General features: G+C 71.5%; 14 protein-coding genes. 9 read left to right on the forward strand and 5 right to left on the reverse strand.

What is annotated here, in order from left to right:
* Nucleotides 1–31: 31 nt before the first annotated feature.
* Both ACFWQG_RS05385 and ACFWQG_RS05390 read right to left on the reverse strand, forming a co-directional pair.
* Nucleotides 32–1,378, reverse strand: coding sequence for an alpha/beta-hydrolase family protein (locus ACFWQG_RS05385; RefSeq protein WP_378506555.1), 1,347 nt, complete (start codon nucleotides 1,376–1,378; stop codon nucleotides 32–34).
* Nucleotides 1,378–2,043, reverse strand: coding sequence for a hypothetical protein (locus tag ACFWQG_RS05390; RefSeq protein WP_378506556.1), 666 nt, complete (start codon nucleotides 2,041–2,043; stop codon nucleotides 1,378–1,380). The genes ACFWQG_RS05385 and ACFWQG_RS05390 overlap by 1 nt, the downstream gene beginning before the upstream one ends.
* A gap of 188 nt (nucleotides 2,044–2,231) precedes the next feature.
* Between ACFWQG_RS05390 and ACFWQG_RS05395 the strand changes: the two genes are divergently transcribed.
* The 5 genes from ACFWQG_RS05395 (at nucleotide 2,232) to ACFWQG_RS05415 (ending at nucleotide 8,103) form a co-directional block, all read left to right on the forward strand.
* Nucleotides 2,232–3,458: a sensor histidine kinase gene (locus ACFWQG_RS05395; RefSeq protein WP_378506743.1), complete on the forward strand. Its 1,227-nt coding sequence runs from the start codon at nucleotides 2,232–2,234 to the stop codon at nucleotides 3,456–3,458.
* Nucleotides 3,459–3,467: 9 nt separating this feature from the next.
* Complete coding sequence (locus tag ACFWQG_RS05400) at nucleotides 3,468–4,130, forward strand: response regulator (protein ID WP_378506557.1); 663 nt, start codon at nucleotides 3,468–3,470, stop codon at nucleotides 4,128–4,130.
* A gap of 77 nt (nucleotides 4,131–4,207) precedes the next feature.
* Nucleotides 4,208–5,239 (forward strand): ATP-dependent 6-phosphofructokinase, encoded by a 1,032-nt coding sequence (locus tag ACFWQG_RS05405; protein WP_378506558.1) that lies wholly within the window; start codon nucleotides 4,208–4,210, stop codon nucleotides 5,237–5,239.
* Between the two features lie 90 nt (nucleotides 5,240–5,329).
* A complete protein-coding gene (gene gatB / locus ACFWQG_RS05410) occupies nucleotides 5,330–6,838 on the forward strand; it encodes an Asp-tRNA(Asn)/Glu-tRNA(Gln) amidotransferase subunit GatB (protein WP_378506559.1) in 1,509 nt (502 codons plus the stop codon).
* A gap of 65 nt (nucleotides 6,839–6,903) precedes the next feature.
* Complete coding sequence (locus ACFWQG_RS05415; protein ID WP_378506560.1) at nucleotides 6,904–8,103, forward strand: cation:proton antiporter; 1,200 nt, start codon at nucleotides 6,904–6,906, stop codon at nucleotides 8,101–8,103.
* 20 nt (nucleotides 8,104–8,123) lie between these two features.
* Here the strand turns inward: ACFWQG_RS05415 and ACFWQG_RS05420 are convergent, their stop codons facing one another.
* Nucleotides 8,124–9,263 carry a PQQ-dependent sugar dehydrogenase gene (locus ACFWQG_RS05420; RefSeq protein ID WP_378506561.1) on the reverse strand — a complete coding sequence of 380 codons (1,140 nt, stop codon included), beginning with the start codon at nucleotides 9,261–9,263 and terminating at the stop codon, nucleotides 8,124–8,126.
* Nucleotides 9,264–9,340: 77 nt separating this feature from the next.
* Here ACFWQG_RS05420 and ACFWQG_RS05425 point away from each other — a divergent pair, with 77 nt between their 5' ends.
* On the forward strand, nucleotides 9,341–10,144 hold the full coding sequence (locus tag ACFWQG_RS05425) for a DoxX family protein (protein ID WP_378506562.1): 804 nt from the start codon (nucleotides 9,341–9,343) through the stop codon (nucleotides 10,142–10,144).
* A 72-nt stretch (nucleotides 10,145–10,216) separates the two neighbouring features.
* Here ACFWQG_RS05425 and ilvD read toward each other — a convergent pair whose 3' ends face one another.
* Nucleotides 10,217–12,058: a dihydroxy-acid dehydratase gene (gene ilvD, locus ACFWQG_RS05430; protein ID WP_378506563.1), complete on the reverse strand. Its 1,842-nt coding sequence runs from the start codon at nucleotides 12,056–12,058 to the stop codon at nucleotides 10,217–10,219.
* Between the two features lie 88 nt (nucleotides 12,059–12,146).
* Nucleotides 12,147–12,668: a PH domain-containing protein gene (locus ACFWQG_RS05435; RefSeq protein ID WP_378506564.1), complete on the reverse strand. Its 522-nt coding sequence runs from the start codon at nucleotides 12,666–12,668 to the stop codon at nucleotides 12,147–12,149.
* Nucleotides 12,669–12,954: 286 nt separating this feature from the next.
* On the opposite strand from ACFWQG_RS05435, the gene ACFWQG_RS05440 reads away from it, so the two are divergent.
* The 3 genes from ACFWQG_RS05440 (at nucleotide 12,955) to ilvC (ending at nucleotide 16,460) form a co-directional block, all read left to right on the forward strand.
* The gene (locus ACFWQG_RS05440) at nucleotides 12,955–14,895 is read left to right on the forward strand and encodes an acetolactate synthase large subunit (protein WP_378506565.1); all 1,941 of its coding nucleotides are present in this window, start codon (nucleotides 12,955–12,957) and stop codon (nucleotides 14,893–14,895) included.
* On the forward strand, nucleotides 14,892–15,395 hold the full coding sequence (ilvN, locus tag ACFWQG_RS05445) for an acetolactate synthase small subunit (RefSeq protein WP_378506566.1): 504 nt from the start codon (nucleotides 14,892–14,894) through the stop codon (nucleotides 15,393–15,395). The genes ACFWQG_RS05440 and ilvN overlap by 4 nt, the downstream gene beginning before the upstream one ends.
* A gap of 63 nt (nucleotides 15,396–15,458) precedes the next feature.
* Nucleotides 15,459–16,460 (forward strand): ketol-acid reductoisomerase, encoded by a 1,002-nt coding sequence (gene ilvC, locus ACFWQG_RS05450; protein ID WP_378506744.1) that lies wholly within the window; start codon nucleotides 15,459–15,461, stop codon nucleotides 16,458–16,460.
* Nucleotides 16,461–16,631: the final 171 nt, after the last annotated feature.

Consider the following 16,631-nt stretch of genomic DNA (forward strand, 5'->3'; position numbering starts at 1 on the left):
GCGTCGTTCGGGGGCGCGCGTCGGGCCCCCGTCAGCAGGTCGGAAGTCGGGTGCCCTGGTCGGTGCCGTAGCGGTGCCCGTGGCCCGGTGCGGCATCGAGTGCGGTGAGCAGGTCGACGCTGGTCTGCAGGAAGCTCAGCACCGGAAGCCACGCCGGTGTCGGGGCGTCCGGCCGGACACCGGCGAGCCGGGGCGGCGCGACCAGCAGCCGCGGCGACCAGTGCACGACGGGGTCCGACGAATTGGCCAGCACCACGGTGTCCGCGGTCGGGACCCGGCCCGCCGGTGGGCCCGCGACGAGATTGCCGCACGCGGGCACCGCGACCGGTTCGGACAGCGCCGCGTCGACACCCACCGCGCCGAGGCTCTGCCCATACAGGTGCAGGCGGGGCCGCCGGTCCTCGGGGAGCAGCGACACCCGGTGGGCCACCGCCCGGTACAGGGCGCGGGCCGCCTCCTCGGCGCTGCCCCGGTCGAACACGAACGTCACCCAGCTCGGCGCCGCCGAGTACTGCACCGCGACCTCCGCGACGTCACCACCGAATCGCCGCTCCATCCCGGCGATCGCCCCGGCGTCGATCCACCCCGACCCCGTCGGCACCGCGATCACCAGATGGGAGCGGGTCAGCCCGCCGGACCGCTCCAGGTCGGCCACCGCGAGTGTCACCCGCGCCGCGAGATCGGGTGCGCTGTCGAGCCCGACATAGGTGCGGGTCACCCCGTCGGCCGCGGGGGCGGTGACGAAGCGGCGGCCCTCAACGCCGAGGCTCTCCCACCCCACCGGGGAGGCGGTGCTGCCCGACATCGCCGGCGAGGTCGGCTGCCGCAGCACCGGTTCGGGACCGTCGGCCGAGGCGACCGCGGGCGCCGTGCACGAGGTGACGGCGAGCACGCAGCCGAGCAGCCCCGCGATGAGGCGGTACCGGCCGAGCCGGCGGGCCGCGGACCGCAGCAGCGCCGCCGCACCGGTGATCGACGCGGCGACCGCGACGGCTCCCGCCGAGACCAGAACCCAGTGCGCGACACCGACGTCGGGGAGCCCGGTCGCGGCGCGCAGCCCGCTCTGCCAGCGGGCAGCACCGGTCAGCGCCGCCCCGAGGGTGGTGAGCGCCGCCGCCGCAACCCAGCCCCGCACCGTCACCGACGCCGCGGCGCGGTCGCCGCGCAGCCGCCGCCACCCGGCGCCGGCCACGACACCGAGCACCGCGAACACGCCGGTGACCCCGGCCTGCACCGGAGCCGACCGGGGAAGCAGCGACGGCATCAGGGAGGCCACGATCAGCGAGGTGACGGCCACCGTGCTCGACACCCGGGGCAGCGCGGACGCCGCCGTGACGGAGAGTCGGGCACTGACCGCGGTGCGGGGAAGCGTCGTCATCACGCCCGCACCGCCCGCGACGCGCCGGCGAGGACCGGCGCCGCCGCCGCGTGTGCCCTGCCGCGCCGTCGGTGCGCCGCCGCGAGCGCGGCCCCCAACAGCGCCGCCCCACCGACACCGGCAGCAATCGGGCCGACCGGCTCCCGGACCGGGACGCCGAAGCCCTGCCGCCACGAGTTCGCCTGCACCGCCGCGACGGCGGCGTCGGCGACGACACCGCACGACGCGCGAGTCAGGTCGTCGGGGCGGGTCGTGCACGCGTCGTGCATACGCTGCCCGAGCTGCCGGTCCAGGCTCCGCCGCGCCCATCCGCCCAACGGGGTCCCGGTGTGGTCGGCGTACCGGAGCAGGTCGTAGCCGAGGTCGTGGCCCCGGCAGGCGCCGTCGAACTCGGCGGGCAGGGGGACCGGTGACGAGCACTGCCCGTTCGGATTGACCAGCATGGCGCCGTCGGTGACCGGGCGGTAGCCGGCGACGTCGGCGAAGTCGTCCGGGATCGCGGCGGCCGCGGCGTCGGCGCCGCCCCCGACGAGCGCCTCGACCGCACGGGCCACCTGAGACGGTGCCTCCGTCCGGGCGGAGGCCTGCACCGGCGGCGGTGCGAGCGCGGCGGACAGGGCGATGGCGCTGCCCGCGGTGAACACGGCCAGGGTGGATTTGCGCATGGCATCGACGCTAGAAACGGCGCCCACCTGCGAACATCCCTCCCGGGGTTGGTTCGTCGGTGGCACCCGCGGTACGGCCGACCGCGGGGTTCGATACCCCGGTACTGGGGCGATCTCCCCCCGTGGTGTGAGGACAATCCGGCCCGGCCTTCCTAGTGTTCTCGGGTGTGGGTAGAACGAAACGAGCATTGGACGCGGCCGCACGGGACGCCGCAGCGACGGCGGGCCCCCGGCTCGCCAGGCTGAACCGATCCCAGCGATGGGATGTCGGTATCGCCTTCGTGACGGCGGTCCTGTTCACCATCGCGTGGCCGACACTGCAGGTGACACACCACGTCCCGGCCGGGGTGCAGCCGGTGGTCGCCGGTCTCGCCGCGCTGCCGCTGGTATTCGTGCGGGCGAACCCCGCACTGGGATGGTCGATCTCGGCGGCGGGGGCGCTGGTGATCCCGCTGGTGTACGACCGCGTCCCGGACTACGACTTCCCGTGGCAGGTCGTGCACGTGATGGTGCTGATGGCGCTGCTGCTCGCGGTGAGCATGCGTTCGCCGCTGCCGATCGTCGGGGTGGCCTGGCTCGCGACGACGCTGCTGTTCCTCGCGAACGCGCCGGGGCAGGACGGGCGCGGCTGGGCGGTCGGGCTGACCGCCCTCGTCGTGTTCGGTCTGCTGATCCGGTGGCTGGTCCTCTCCCGCAGGCAGCTCGCCCTGCAGGAGGAGGAGACGGAGGTGGAGCGCGCCCGCCGCGCGGTGCTCGAGGAACGCGCCAGGATCGCGCGGGACCTGCACGACGTCGTGGCCCACCACATGTCGCTGGTGGTGGTGCAGGCGCAGAGCGCACCGTACCGGCTGGCCGATCTGTCCGATGAGACGCGGGCCGAGTTCGACTCGATCGGGGCCACCGCCCGGGACGCGCTCAACGAGATCCGCGGCATGCTGGGGGTGCTCCGCAGCGACGGCCACACCCCCGACAGCGCCCCGGTGCCCGGCATAGACCGGATCGACGACCTGATCGACGGCAGCCGGCGCGCGGGCATGACGGTGACCGTCGAGCGGGGGCCGCTGCCCGCCCTCCCCGAGACGTGCGGTCTCGCGGTGTACCGGATCCTGCAGGAGTCACTCGCGAACGCGGCGCGGCATGCCCCGGGTGCCGCCGTCCAGGTCGGCCTGACCGGGGATGCCACGACGACCGAACTCGTGGTGACGAACGGCGCTGCCGCGCAGGAGGTGTCACAGGCGGGCAGCGGCGGCGGGCACGGCATCGTCGGGATGCGGGATCGGGCCCTGTCCGTCGGCGGCACCCTGACCGCCCATCCCGTCGCCGGGGGCGGCTTCGAGGTGCGGGCCCGGATCCCGTCGTTTGTGGGTGGCCTGGTGCCCGGTCCACAGTTCGGTCCGGTCGCCGGGCACCCCTAGGCTGGCCGGGTGGCGATCACGGTCTTCATTGCGGACGATCAGGCGATGGTGCGGCAGGGCTTCGGGGCGCTGCTCGCCGCGCAACCGGACATCAGCGTCGTCGGGGACGCCCCGAACGGCAAGGTCGCGGTCGAGGAGGTGCTCCGGCTGCGGCCCGACGTGGTGCTGATGGACGTCCGGATGCCGGAGCTCAACGGTCTCGAGGCGGCCGAGCGGATCCTCGCCGCGTCGGTGCAGCCGCCGGTCCGGGTGCTGATGCTGACCACCTTCGACATCGACGACTACGTGTACGAGGCGCTGCGGGTCGGGGCCAGCGGCTTCATGCTCAAGGACGCCCCCGCCGACGAGTTGATCCGTGCGGTCCGCGTCGTCGCGGACGGCGAGGCGCTGCTCGCCCCGTCGGTCACCCGGCGGTTGATCGCGGACGTCGCGGCCCGGCGGGTGGCACGCAGGACCGAGCCGGCGCAGCTCGCGACGCTGACACCCCGCGAACGGGAGGTGCTCGAACTGATCGCGCGGGGCCTGTCCAACACCGAGATCGCCGAGTCCCTGTTCGTTGCCGAGCAGACCGTCAAGACCCATGTCGGGAAGGTGCTCGCGAAGCTGCACCTGCGGGACCGCGCCCAGGCGGTGGTCCTCGCGTACGAGACGGGTGTCGTCACCCCCGGCTGATCCCGTGGCCGGGATGACGCCGCCGTCCGGCGGGGGCAGGATGGGGCACGGACGACGCGCGCGGACAGGGGTGCCCGATGACCACGGTCGGAATTCTCACCAGCGGGGGCGACTGCCCCGGATTGAACGCGGTCATTCGCGGCGCGGTCCTCAAGGGCACCACCGTGTACGGCCAGCGGTTCGTCGGATTTCTGGACGGCTGGCGGGGTCTGGTTGAGGGCACCATGATCGACCTCGACCGGCCGACCGTTCGCGGCCTGTCACACGAGGGCGGCACCATCCTGGGCACCAGCCGATTCGGCCCCTATCAGGGCCCCGGTGGGGGCGCGCACGCGATCGCGGGCACGATGGAGCGGCTCGGCGTCGACGCGGTGATCGCCATCGGCGGCGAGGGCACCGCCGCCGCGTCGCAACGCCTCTACGACGAGGGCATCAAGATCGTCGGCGTCCCGAAGACCATCGACAACGACCTCGACGCGACGGACTACACGTTCGGTTTCGACACCGCCGTCGAGATCGCGACCGAGGCGATCGACCGCCTGCGGACCACCGGCAACTCGCACAAACGGTGCATGGTGCTCGAGGTGATGGGTCGCGGCGCAGGCTGGATCGCTTTGCACTCCGGGACCGCGGGCGGCGCCCACGCCATCCTGATCCCCGAACATCCGGAGAGCATCGAACAGATCTGCACCTGGGTGACCAGCGTCCGGGACCGCGGCCGCGCCCCGATGGTTGTCGTCGCCGAGGGTTTCACCCTCCCGGACATGACCGAGGCGCACTCGACGAAGGGCCGCGACGGGTTCGACCGGCCCCGGCTCGGCGGCATCGCCGAGGTCCTCGCGCCGATGATCGAGGAACGGACCGGCATCGAGACCCGCGCCACCGTGCTCGGCTACATCCAGCGCGGCGGCGTCCCCACCGCGTTCGACCGGGTCCTCGCGACGCGGCTCGGGATGGCCGTCACCGACCTGGTTGCCCGGCAGGAGTGGGGAAAGATGGTCGCGCTGCACGGCACCGACATCGCGGCGGTGCACTTCGACGAGGCGCTCGCCGACCACAAGAGTGTCCCGCTCGGCCGGTATCAGGAGATGCGGGTCATCTTCGGCTGAGCGGGCGCGGGTCGAGTCGGGCGCGGGTCGTCCCCGGCGGAGCCGGATGCGGGTCGTAACGGCGTGGCGGGGGCGAATAAACTCGGGGCCATGACTGCCGCCATGTCCGATGACCTGCTCGCCTACGACGACGTGCTCGCGACGTTCGAGCCCGTGATGGGCATGGAGGTGCACGTCGAACTGCACACCGCAACCAAGATGTTCTGCGGCTGCCCGACCACCTTCGGCGCAGAGCCGAACACCCAGGTGTGCCCGGTGTGCCTCGGCCTGCCCGGGTCGATGCCGGTGGTGAACGCGGCCGCGGTCGAGTCCGCGATCCGGATCGGGCTCGCGTTGAACTGCTCGATCACCCCGTGGGGCCGGTTCGCGCGGAAGAACTACTTCTACCCGGATCAGCCGAAGAACTACCAGATCTCGCAGTACGACGAGCCGATCGCCACCGACGGCTACCTCGACGTGGTCCTCGACGACGGCAGCACCTGGCGGGTCGATATCGAGCGCGCGCACATGGAGGAGGACACCGGCAAGTCGCTGCACGTCGGCGGCGCGACCGGACGCATCCACGGCGCGAGCCACTCGCTGCTCGACTACAACCGGGCAGGCGTGCCGCTCGTCGAGATCGTCACCAAGCCGATCACCGGCGCCGGGGAACGCGCCCCGGAGGTCGCCCGCGCCTACGTCACCGCGCTGCGGGATCTGCTCAAGGCCCTCGACGTCTCCGACGTCCGGATGGACCAGGGGTCGATGCGCTGCGACGCGAACATCTCGCTGATGCCGATCGGCGCGCCGGAGTTCGGCACCCGCACCGAGACCAAGAACGTCAACTCGCTCAAGTCCGTCGAGGTGGCGGTCCGCTACGAGATGCGCCGCCAGGCAGCGGTTCTCGTCGCGGGCGGCGAGGTGATCCAGGAGACCCGGCACTTCCAGGAGGCGGACGGCACCACCTCCGCGGGCCGCCGCAAGGAGACCGCCGAGGACTACCGCTACTTCCCGGAGCCGGACCTCGAGCCGGTCGCCCCCGACGGCGCGTGGGTCGAGGAACTGCGCGGCACGCTGCCGGAGCTGCCGTGGCTGCGGCGCGCCCGCATCCAGGCCGAGTGGGGGGTCTCCGACGAGGAGATGCGCGACCTCGTCAACGCGGGCGCCCTTGACCTGGTCATCGCGACCACCGAGGCGGGTGCACCGGCATCGGAGGCGCGGTCGTGGTGGGTCGCGTACCTGTCGCAGCAGGCCAACTCCCGCGGCGTCGAGCTGGGTGCGCTCGCGATCACCCCGGCGCAGGTCGCGACCGTCATCGCGCTCGTCGCCGACGGCAAGCTGACGAATAAGCTGGCCCGCCAGGTCATCGACGGGGTGCTCGATGGCGAGGGCGAACCGGAGCAGGTTGTCGCCGCCCGCGGACTCGAGGTGGTCCGGGACGACTCGGCGTTGCAGGCCGCCGTCGACGAGGCGCTCGCCGCGAACCCCGACATCGCCGAGAAGATCCGCAGCGGCAAGGTCGCTGCCGCGGGCAAGATCGTCGGTGACGTCATGAAGGCCACCCGCGGACAGGCCGACCCGGCGCGGGTCAAGGAACTCGTCATCGCCGCCTGCTCCTGAACCGAATCCGCCGCACCGCGGCGCGCTGACCGGAAACCGGGGGCGCTGGCCCGATAATCGGGTCCATGCCCTCGGTATCGGCCTCGCTGTTCTGGATAGCCCTGTGCGCGGTGATCGCGCCGCTGCTCGCCGGTCTGGTGCCGCGGAAGCTGGTGCCCGAGGTGGTGCTGCTGCTGATCGCGGGCATCATCATCGGGCCGCACGTGCTCGACCTCGCTGCGGCGGGGCCGGAGATCGGTCTGCTGCGTGAACTGGGTCTGGGGATGCTGTTCCTGCTCGCCGGGTTCGAGATCGACACCGACGAGTTGACCGGGCGCGGCGGCCGCCGCGCGCTGGTCACCTGGCTGGTGTGCCTGGTGTTGGCGTTCACCGTGATCGGGATTCTCGGGGCGACCGGCGCGATCGACGCGGAGGTCGCCGTCGCGATCGCGCTCACCTCGACGGCGCTGGGCACGCTGCTGCCGATCCTCAAGGACAGCGGGGTCATCGCCACCCCGCTCGGCCGGACCGTCCTCAACCACGGCGCGGTCGGCGAGCTGGGGCCGGTGGTCGCGATGGCGGTGCTGCTCGGGTCGCGCGGGACGATCGGATCGGTGATCGTGCTCGGCCTGTTCACGGCCGCCGCGGTCGCGGTCGCGTTCATCCCGGCCGCGGTGCGCCGCGAGGGGTCGAAGGTGCTTTCGATCATCCGGCTCGGCTCCGAGACCACCGCGCAGACGACGGTGCGCCTGACGATCCTGCTGCTCGTCTCGCTCGGCGCGCTGGCCGCGCTCTTCGACGTGGACGGCATCCTCGCCGCGTTCGCGGCCGGGTTCATCCTGCGCCGGGCCTTCCCGCGCGGGGACGAGAAGCTCGAGGCCAAGCTCGACGGGTTGGCGTTCGGGCTGCTGATCCCGATCTTCTTCGTGACCTCGGGCATGGCCATCGACGTGTCCGCCGTCGCCGCGAATCCCGGTGTCCTGGTGGTCTTCTTCGTCCTGATCCTGCTGGTGCGGGGGGTGCCGGTGTTCGTGGCCGAACGCTTCGACCGCGGCCCCGACGGGACGGCGACGCCCCCGCAGGTGCTGGCGCGGGCCCGGGTCGGGCTGTACGCCGCGACCGGCCTGCCGCTGATCGTCGCGGTGACTCAGGTCGCGGTCGACGCCGGGCAGATGACCACCGCGAATGCGTCAATCCTGGTCGCGGCGGGCGCGATCACGGTGCTGCTGCTGCCGACCGCGGCGTCGCTGCTGGACCGGCGGCCTGCCCCGACACCCGCAGGCTGACCGCCGCCGCGGCGTGGCGATCAGTCGAAGCCGCCGCCGCCCTGGGGTGCGGGGATTCGGACCACCCGGTCGTCGTTCGGCCCAGGAGCCTCGCCGCCGGACCTGTTGACGGTCGATACCCAGACCTCGCTGTTCGCGCCGAGCGCGGCACCGCCGAGCCGGCCGTACTTCTCCTGCGCGATCAGCGACGGCGCGGCCTGCGCGGCACCGGTCCGTCCGTCGATCGGGAGCACAGCGAGGGCCTTGCCGTCGCCGAGCGCCACCGCGACCCCGCCGTCGACGGCGGTGCAGCCTGCGACACCGGGCCGGTCCGGCCACGTCCACACCGGCGTTCCGGTCGCGCCGTCCGCCGCAACGCGCTGCAGCCGATCCTCGAGGACGGTCCGGTCGGTGACCCACACGCCACCGCCGAGGGGATTGACGCACACGTCTCCTGCCGTGCCGATCCCGGAGAGCAGCACCTGCGGCGCCGGATGGTCCTGCGCAGGGGTGAGCCCGGTGACCCGGAGCAGCTTCCCGGCGAGCGAGGCGGGGTCCGTTGCGGCCGCGGGGTTTCCGGCGTTGCCGGTGAGGACCGCGAGTTCGCTCGGCCCGGTGAAGACGAGGGCGCCCGCGTTGCCACGTGCGCCGCGCGGGATGCCGGTCAGGACGTCCTTCGGGGTGTCACCGGGGGCGACTCGCACCACCCGGTTGTCGCCCGCCGTGGTGATGTAGGCGTACAGGAGGTTGTCCTCGGCATAGGTGGGGGACAGGGCGATGTCGAGCAGGCCGCCGTCGCCGGAGCCGTCGACGGCGACCCGCGCCACCTCCTGGACCGGCGCGCCGGGCGCGACCCGCAGGATCCGTCCGGTCCGGCGCTCGGTGACCAGGGCGGACTGGCCGCCGGGCAGCATCGTGACCGAGGCGGTGGTGTCCAGGCAGGTGGCGATGACCGCGGGGTCGGGATCGACGCACGGCGCGGGCTCCGTTGTCGTCTCGCCGGGGGTCGTGGTCGGCGGCGGTGTGCCGGGCGACCGGGGTTCGACGTCGCCCGCGGAGAACGTCGGCACCGGAGTGAACGGGGTCGATGCGCTGTCGTCGAAGCGTGCGCAGCCGGTGAGGGCAACCGCGGCGAGCGTGGACAGCGCCGCGGTGCGGTACGCCGCACGAGAGATCGCCATACCTGGCACGGTACGACAACGGTCCGCCCGCGCGCCGAACCGGTCGGCGGTGACCCACCCGTTCTACGCTGGATTTCGTGACCGACAACCCGCGACAGCACAAGGACAGTGACGGCTTCGGGCCCGCGGCGGCGAGCCCGTTCGACCAGCCGACGGAACGGTTCCCCACGAGCGATGACGACCTCGGGTTGATGCCGACCGAACAGATCCCCTCGTACGGGGGCGGCGACCACCCCGACCCGGCGCCGCCGCACCCGACCGAGGAGTTGCGGACGGCGGACTCCTACGACCGCGAGCTTGCCGCGGCACTGGCCGCGCCCGTAGCGGCGCCGGAGGCGGTGCCCCCGGCGGCGGCGCAACGGACCCCGCGCGGCACCCTCGACCTGGGCCTCCTCGTGCTGCGGGTCGCGGTCGGTGCGGTTGCCCTTGCGCACGGTCTGCAGAAGCTGTTCGGGATCTGGGGTGGCCCGGGACTCGACGGCTTCGAGGCCTTCCTCGTCGAGTCGGGCTTCGAGCAGGCGCGGTGGCTGGCCCTGGCCGGGGCGATCGGTGAGGTGGCCGCCGGGGCGCTGCTGATCCTCGGGCTGTTCACCCCGCTCGCCGCGGCCGGTCTGCTCGCCGTCCTGATCAACGCCTGGTGTGTCACCCAGGCGGCGGAACCGGGCCTGCAGTGGTTCGCCCCGGACGGGCCCGAACTCGAACTGCTGCTGACGGCGATGCTGGTCGCGATCGTGCTCACCGGCCCGGGCCGCATCTCCGTCGACGGCCGCCGCAAGTGGGCGACCAGACCGCACGTCGGGTCCTTCGTGGTGCTGCTGCTCGGCGTCGCGGGCGGGGTGTGCCTGTGGATTTTCCTCAACGGGGCGAACCCCCTGTCCTGACACCCGAACGGGTGAGGGGCACCTTGGACCGGTCGGACCGGTCGAAGGTGCCCCTCACCCGAGGCGGTGTGGCTACGGGACCTGCCGGACCGCACCCTTGTCGGCGGAGGTCGCGAGCGCGGCGTACGCGCGCAGAGCGGTCGTGACGGTGCGCTGCCGGTCGACGGGCTGCCACGGTCGCTCGCGGGCCTCCATCTTGGCGCGCCGCTCGGCGAGGACCGCATCGTCGACGAGCACCTCGAGGGCGCGGGTGGTGACGTCGATGCGGATCTGGTCGCCGTTCTCCACCAGCCCGATGACGCCGCCCGCCGCCGCCTCGGGCGAGATGTGCCCGATCGACAGGCCCGAGGTGCCGCCGGAGAAGCGGCCGTCGGTGACGAGCGCGCACACCTTGCCGAGGCCCGCGCCCTTGAGGAATGCGGTGGGGTGCAGCATCTCCTGCATCCCGGGGCCGCCCTTCGGGCCCTCGTAGCGCACCACGATCACGTCGCCCGGCTTGATCTGCTTCTGCAGGATCACCGAGACCGCCTCCTCCTGCGACTCGACGACGACCGCCGGGCCCTGGAAGGAGAACAGGTCCTCGTCGATTCCCGCGGTCTTGAGGATCGCGCCGTCGACGGCGATGTTGCCGCGCAGCACGCACAGGCCGCCCTCGACGGTGTACGCGTGCTCGAGGTCGCGGATGCAGCCACCCGCGGCGTCCGTGTCCAGTGCGCTCCACCGGTTCGCCGTGGAGAACGGCTCGGTGGTGCGGACTCCGCCCGGCGCGGCGTGGAAGAGTTCGATGGCCTCGTCGGACGCCTTGCCGGAGCGGATGTCCCAGGTGTCGAGCCACTCGTCGAAGCTCGCGGTGTGCACCGTGGACACGTCGGTATGCAGCAGTCCGGCGCGGCGCAGTTCGCCGAGGATCGCGGGAATTCCGCCCGCCCGGTGCACGTCTTCCATGTGGTAGTCGGAATTCGGGGAGACCTTCGACAGGCACGGCACCCGACGGCTGATCGCGTCGATGGTGGTCAGGTCGAAGTCGACCTCGCCCTCCTGCGCGGCGGCGAGGGTGTGCAGCACCGTGTTGGTGGAGCCGCCCATCGCGACGTCGAGCGCCATCGCGTTCTCGAACGCCTTGGGGGAGGCGATATTCCGGGGAAGCACCGACTCGTCCTCGTCGCGGTAGTACCGCAGCGCGGCCTCGACGACGGTGGTGCCCGCGCGGGAGAACAGCGCGCGCCGCGCCTCGTGGGTGGCCAGCGTCGACCCGTTGCCGGGCAGCGACAGCCCGAGCGCCTCGGTGAGGCAGTTCATCGAGTTCGCGGTGAACATCCCCGAGCAGGACCCGCAGGTCGGGCAGGCGCTGCGCTCGACCTCGTCGAGCCCGTCGTCGGTGACGGCGTCGTTCGCGGAGGCGGAGATGGCGGTGATCAGGTCGGTGGGGGCTTGCGCGACACCGCCGACGACGACCGCCTTGCCCGCCTCCATCGGTCCGCCGGAGACGAACACCGTCGGGATGTTCAGGCGCATCGCGGCGTTGAGCATGCCGGGGGTGATCTTGTCGCAGTTGGAGATGCACACCAGCGCGTCGGCGGTGTGCGCGTTCACCATGTATTCGACGGAGTCGGCGATGATCTCGCGGCTCGGCAGCGAGTACAGCATGCCGCCGTGGCCCATCGCGATGCCGTCGTCGACGGCGATGGTGTGGAACTCGCGCGGCACGCCGCCCGCGGCGCGGACCGCCTCGGCGACGATGTCGCCCACGTTCTTCAGGTGCACGTGACCCGGGACGAACTGCGTGTAGGAGTTCGCGATCGCGACGATCGGCTTGCCGAAGTCGGAGTCCGTCATGCCGGTGGCGCGCCACAGCGAGCGGGCTCCGGCAGCATTGCGTCCGACGGTGGTGGTGCGTGACCTCAGCGGGGGCATGGGCGTCCTTCGCTCATCGGGGCGCGCACCGGTCCGGTGGGCTGGGGCCGGAGAACGCGCCGGGTATCCCCCCAACGGTACGCGCGGGTCAGTGGGCGTCGGGAGCCGACTCCGCCTCGTTGCCAGTCGACTCCGCCTGCTCGGCGTGCTCCCGGTCGTGGCGTTCGCGTTCGATCCGGTCGGCGACGGCGTACGGGTCGGTGACGCGGCCGCCGCTTGCCTCGGCGATCAGCGGCAGGCGGCCGAAGGTGACGACCGGCAGCGACTTCTCGGTGCCGTCGGTCAGTTCGGCACGCGCCCAGCCGCCGCGCTTGGGGAACCGGAATCCCTTGATCTCGTCCCAGGAGATGACCTCGCTGCTGAACACCCGGCGGACGTGCAGCCCGCTGGCGTCGACGACGGTCCGGACCCGCAGCATCCAGTAGGCGACGCCGACCGGGACGAGCCAGAGGACCGACACCCACGGCGGGCTGGCGAAGATCACGAAGCTCAGGCCGAAGGCGAGCAGCAGGACGCCGAGCAGTCCGAGGCTCGAGATCTGAATGGAGTGGCGGACCGGTTCTGCGGTGGGGGCGGGTCCGCGGGTGTGGGAGGATGGGGACGGTGGCACGGGCTGCGATGGGGACGACACCACACCATTCTCGCATTCGCAGCTGGCGCTCTCACATTCTGGGACAGCATGCTCAAAAAAGTTGACTGTTCACCCTTGACGCGCCTACCTTCTATCGCGTGAAGCAGAATGAGTTGCTCGTAATCGGCCGGCGCGTCGTCGCCTGAGTCGATACTTCCGTCAACTCGCACAGCACGACGCGCCACCCTCGTACAGCAGACAATGCTGACGGGGGTTTTTTGTTGCCCGGAATCAGCTCGAACCGTCAACACCAGAGGAATCACCAGTGAGCGCACCAACCGCACGGCCGCAGCCAACGCCGCGCAAGGCCGGGGCTCAGCCCGGACCGACGACGGCAGCCCCCCAGCCCGGCAACCGACGCCAGGTCGCACCCGAGCGGGTCACCGGCGCCCAGTCCGTGGTCCGGGCACTCGAGGAGCTCGAGGTGGACACCGTGTTCGGCATTCCCGGCGGCGCGGTCCTCCCGGTTTACGACCCGCTGTTCGACTCGCAGAAGGTGCGGCACGTCCTGGTCCGGCACGAGCAGGGCGCCGGCCACGCCGCGACCGGGTACGCCCAGGCCACCGGCAAGGTCGGTGTCTGCATGGCCACCTCCGGCCCCGGCGCGACGAACCTGGTGACCCCGCTCGCCGACGCGCAGATGGATTCGGTTCCCGTCGTCGCGATCACCGGGCAGGTCGCGCGCAGCCTGATCGGCACCGACGGCTTCCAGGAGGCCGACATCTCCGGCATCACGATGCCGATCACCAAGCACAACTTCCTCATCACCGATCCGATCGACATCCCGCGGATCATCGCCGAGGCGTTCTACCTGGCGTCCTCCGGTCGGCCGGGCGCGGTCCTCGTCGACATCCCGAAGGACATCTTGCAGTCGCAGACCACCTTCTCCTGGCCGCCCGAGATGCGGCTGCCCGGCTACCGTCCGGTGTCCAAGCCGCACGGCAAGCAGGTGCGGGAGGCGGCCCGCCTGATCGCCGAGTCGGCGTCGCCGGTCCTCTACGTCGGTGGCGGCGTCATCAAGGCCGAGGCGTCCGCGGAGCTGCTCGAGCTCGCCGAGCTCACCGGGATCCCGGTCGTGACCACCCTGATGGCCCGCGGCGCGTTCCCCGACAGCCACCGGTTGCACTGCGGCATGCCCGGCATGCACGGCGCCGTCGCCGCCGTCGCCGCGCTGCAGCGCTCGGATCTGCTGATCACCCTCGGCGCGCGGTTCGACGACCGGGTCACCGGTCAGCTCGACTCGTTCGCCCCCGACGCGAAGGTCATCCACGCGGACATCGACCCCGCCGAGATCGGCAAGAACCGGTACGCGGACGTGCCGATCGTCGGCGACTGCAAGGAGGTCATCGTCGAGCTGATCGAGGCGATCCGCGCCGACCTGGCCACCGGAACCACCTTCGACCTCGGCGCGTGGTGGGAGTACCTGGACGGCCTGCGCACCACCTACCCGCTGGCGTACGGCAAGCCGTCCGACGGTGCGCTCTCGCCCGAGTTCGTGATCGAGGCGGTCGGCAGGCTCGCCGGTCCCGACGCCGTCTACTGCGCGGGCGTCGGCCAGCATCAGATGTGGGCCGCCCAGTTCGTCAAGTACGAGAAGCCGCGCACCTGGCTCAACTCCGGCGGCCTCGGCACCATGGGGTACGCGGTCCCGGCCGCGATGGGCGCCAAGATGGGCGCCCCGGAGAAGGAAGTGTGGGCCATCGACGGCGACGGCTGCTTCCAGATGACCAACCAGGAGCTCGCGACCTGTGCGGTCGAGGGCGTGCCGATCAAGGTTGCCCTGATCAACAACGGCAACCTCGGCATGGTCCGGCAGTGGCAGACCCTCTTCTACGAGGAGCGGTACTCGAACACGAACCTGGGCACCCACGGCGCGGTCCGCATCCCCGACTTCGTCAAGCTCGGTGAGGCGCTGGGCTGCCACGCCATCCGGGTCGAGCGGGAGGAGGACGTCGAGGCGGCGATCCGCGAGGCGCAGTCGATCAACGACAAGCCGGTCGTGATCGACTTCATCGTCGGTGCCGACGCCCAGGTGTGGCCGATGGTCGCGGCGGGCACCAGCAACGACGAGATCCAGGCGGCGCGGGGCATCCGTCCGCTGTTCGATGACGACGAGTCGGTGGCCGAGCCGACCGTCATTCACCAGGCGATGGAACGCGAGCAGCGTTCGGCCGCGTCCGCTGCAGCGGGAGAGGAAGACAAGTGAGCACCAGCCACACCCTGAGCGTTCTCGTCGAGGACAAGCCGGGCGTGCTGGCCCGGGTGGCCGCACTCTTCTCCCGGCGTGGATTCAACATCGAGTCCCTCGCCGTCGGCGGCACCGAACTGCCCGACATCTCGCGGATGACGATCGTCGTCACCGTCGACGAGTTCCCGCTCGAGCAGGTGACGAAGCAGCTCAACAAGCTCGTCAACGTCATCAAGATCGTCGAGCAGGAGGGGGAGGCGTCCGTCGCGCGCGAGCTGGTGCTCATCAAGGTGCGCGCCGACGCCAGCGTCCGCACCCAGGTCATCGAGGCGGTGAACCTGTTCCGCGCCAAGGTGATCGACGTCTCGCCGGAGTCGCTCACGGTCGAGGCGACCGGTACCCGGTCCAAGCTCGACGCGCTGCTCCGGATGCTCGACCCGTACGGCATCCGCGAGATCGTGCAGTCGGGTGTCGTCGCGGTCGGACGTGGCCCGAAGTCGATCACGGCCACCCGCTAGCTAAGTTCTACTCATTCCCGCAAGGCTGTATCCAGAGGAGAGGTAATACCAGTGGCAGTCGAGATGTTCTACGACGATGACGCCGACCTGTCGATCATCCAGGGCCGCAAGGTCGCGGTGATCGGTTATGGCAGCCAGGGCCACGCGCACTCGTTGAGCCTGCGCGACTCCGGGGTCGATGTCCGCATCGGTCTCAAGGAGGGCTCCAAGTCCCGCGCGAAGGCCGAGGAGCAGGGCCTGACCGTCGGCACCCCGGCCGAGGTCGCCGAGTGGGCCGACGTCATCATGCTGCTCGCGCCCGACACCGCGCAGGCGTCGATCTACACGAACGACATCGAGCCGAACCTCAAGGACGGCGACGCGCTGTTCTTCGGACACGGCCTCAACATCCACTTCGACCTGATCAAGCCCCCGGCCAACGTCACGGTCGGCATGGTCGCGCCGAAGGGCCCGGGCCACCTGGTGCGTCGTCAGTTCGCCGACGGCAAGGGCGTCCCGGCCCTGATCGCGGTCCACCAGGATCCGAAGGGCGAGGGCCAGGCCCTGGCGCTGTCCTACGCGAAGGGCATCGGCGGTACCCGCGCCGGCGTCATCAAGACGACCTTCAAGGAGGAGACCGAGACCGACCTGTTCGGTGAGCAGGCCGTCCTCTGCGGTGGCACCGAGGAGCTCGTCAAGACCGGCTTCGAGGTCATGGTCGAGGCGGGCTACGCCCCCGAGATGGCCTACTTCGAGGTGCTGCATGAGCTCAAGCTCATCGTCGACCTGATGTACGAGGGTGGCATCGCCCGGATGAACTACTCGGTGTCCGACACCGCGGAGTTCGGCGGCTACCTGTCCGGTCCGCGGGTCATCGACGCGGGCACCAAGGAGCGGATGAAGGCGATCCTCGCGGACATCCAGTCCGGCGAGTTCACCCGCCGCCTCGTCGCCAACGTCGAGAACGGCAACACCGAGCTCGAGGGCCTGCGCAAGGCGAACGCCGAGCACCCGATCGAGGTCACCGGCAAGAAGCTGCGCGACCTGATGAGCTGGGTCGATCGCCCGATCACCGAGACCGCCTGAGCGGCTTCGCCACTGTGCGTGATTTTTCCCCCGATCGGGGTAAAAATCACGCACGGGCGCGGTAGCGCGGGGCCCGATGCCCTCCCGGACAGTGCACCCCCTTCCCAAGGACTCCGGCCCCACCCCTTCTCCCGGGGGAGGGAGACGACAAAAATCACCAGTAGTGACCGT

Origin of the sequence: Rhodococcus sp. NPDC058532 (genome assembly GCF_042719255.1) — a bacterium.
Lineage (GTDB): Bacteria > Actinomycetota > Actinomycetes > Mycobacteriales > Mycobacteriaceae > Rhodococcus_G.

Coding starts and splice junctions, on each gene's coding strand:
- ACFWQG_RS05405 (WP_378506558.1), top strand. CDS start 4,208: ATGACCACGGTCGGAATTCTCACCAGCGGGGGCGACTGCCCCGGATTG.
- gatB (WP_378506559.1), top strand. CDS start 5,330: ATGACTGCCGCCATGTCCGATGACCTGCTCGCCTACGACGACGTGCTC.
- ACFWQG_RS05420 (WP_378506561.1), bottom strand. CDS start 9,263: ATGGCGATCTCTCGTGCGGCGTACCGCACCGCGGCGCTGTCCACGCTC.
- ACFWQG_RS05390 (WP_378506556.1), bottom strand. CDS start 2,043: ATGCGCAAATCCACCCTGGCCGTGTTCACCGCGGGCAGCGCCATCGCC.
- ilvD (WP_378506563.1), bottom strand. CDS start 12,058: ATGCCCCCGCTGAGGTCACGCACCACCACCGTCGGACGCAATGCTGCC.
- ilvC (WP_378506744.1), top strand. CDS start 15,459: ATGTTCTACGACGATGACGCCGACCTGTCGATCATCCAGGGCCGCAAG.
- ACFWQG_RS05415 (WP_378506560.1), top strand. CDS start 6,904: ATGCCCTCGGTATCGGCCTCGCTGTTCTGGATAGCCCTGTGCGCGGTG.
- ACFWQG_RS05385 (WP_378506555.1), bottom strand. CDS start 1,378: ATGACGACGCTTCCCCGCACCGCGGTCAGTGCCCGACTCTCCGTCACG.